This is a genomic window from Emticicia sp. (genome assembly GCF_049241225.1).
Taxonomy (GTDB): Bacteria; Bacteroidota; Bacteroidia; order Cytophagales; family Spirosomataceae; genus Emticicia.
In genome coordinates this window covers 1-1443 of record NZ_JBMLRC010000016.1, presented here as the reverse complement: position 1 = coordinate 1443, position 1443 = coordinate 1, and the positions used below count along the sequence as shown (strand labels likewise).

The following is a 1443-nucleotide window of genomic DNA, read 5'->3' as shown; positions in this document are numbered from 1 at the left end:
AGTTTAGTTGGAAGTGGTGGTGGAACTTATAGTTGGACTGGTCCAAATAATTTTAGTAGCACGCAAAGCAGCCCAAGCATTCCAAATGCACTTTCGGTCAATGGCGGGATTTACACTTTGACAGTGGTTGGAGTAAATAGTTGTTCGGCTGCGGCAACGACAAATGTTGTGGTTAGTGGCGTTGACCCTTGCGACCCGAGTCGAATCGTTGATTATTTATATGTAAAAGCAGGAAACCCGCACCAGCCATTATTCAATCTGACTGATGGTATGACAATCAACCAAATTCCAGAGCAAGTTTCGGTTTTGGTTACACAATCATTGTGTCCATCGGTGATTATCGAGAGTTTTGAGATGAATATTCAAGGTCCAGAACTGAATTGGAATATTCTACAAAACGTAGCCCCGAATGCTTTATTCGATAATGCTGGAACGGATATTTGGGGAAGGAATTTTAAACCGGGCAATTACACCTTGACCGTGACGGGTTATGCTCAAGACAACAAGGGAGGCGGAATTACTTACGGACCAAAAATCATCCGATTTACGGTAGTGGGTAATCTGACAACGATAAATGCACCAACACTTTCAAAGACCACTATTTGTGCGGGAAGTTCGGTGGATGTAAGTTTTAGTACCTCAGGAACATTCAGCACGGGTAATGAATTTAGGGTTGAGTTGTCTGACTCATCGGGAAGTTTTGCCACTCCAGTTCTGATTGGAACCACCAATGCCGTAGGCACTTTGAGTTGTACGATTCCACAAAATACAGTTGAAGGGACAAAATATTTGATACGAGTAGCCTCATCGAATCAGGTAGTGGTGAGTAATCCAGCGATAAGTCAAGTTGTTGTTCATCCTTACAGTCATAATTTGGTCAGTCCAGCAAATAATGTAACTGGCACAAAAACTAAGAAGGCAGTAACAAGTATTCATGCGAGTAACAAGGTGATATCACCTGCGAGCGTAACCTACCAAGCAGGAAAGTCGATATTACTGACACCAGGTTTTGAATCAGGTGCGGTCTTCAAAGCCGAGATTCGAGCTTGCGAGAATTGATAGAAAACAGCCTTCCATTCCGATAAGATTTGGAGGGCTTTTTTTGTAAGTCTATCATTTCGTTTTTTCGTGCAAAACATCAGACAAATAGTTGTATGGCTAAGCTCTCTAATTATTTATTATCAAAATTACTTTGTAAGCATCTATCATCCATATGTTTCATGTTTCATCAACTAAGTTCCTTTTTAAATTATATTTCGTCGACCCCCTTATCAATCATTTTTTCAAAATATCGTTATTTAATAAAACTTAGTTACATGACATCATTTTAAGATTGCAGAATTTAAGAGCTTATATATTTTTACATAAACAGCTTAAAAAGTTGGTATCAAAAACAAAACCATATATTCATCCCTGAACCTACTTTTTGAGCCATACTTTATA

1 protein-coding gene is annotated in these 1443 nt (G+C 39.1%); it reads left to right on the top strand.

What is annotated here, in order from left to right:
• The coding region (locus tag ACOVO2_RS00740) for a 3-coathanger stack domain-containing protein (RefSeq protein WP_421768134.1) at nucleotides 1-1059 on the top strand (1059 nt) is incomplete at its 5' end.
• Nucleotides 1060-1443 lie beyond the last annotated feature (384 nt).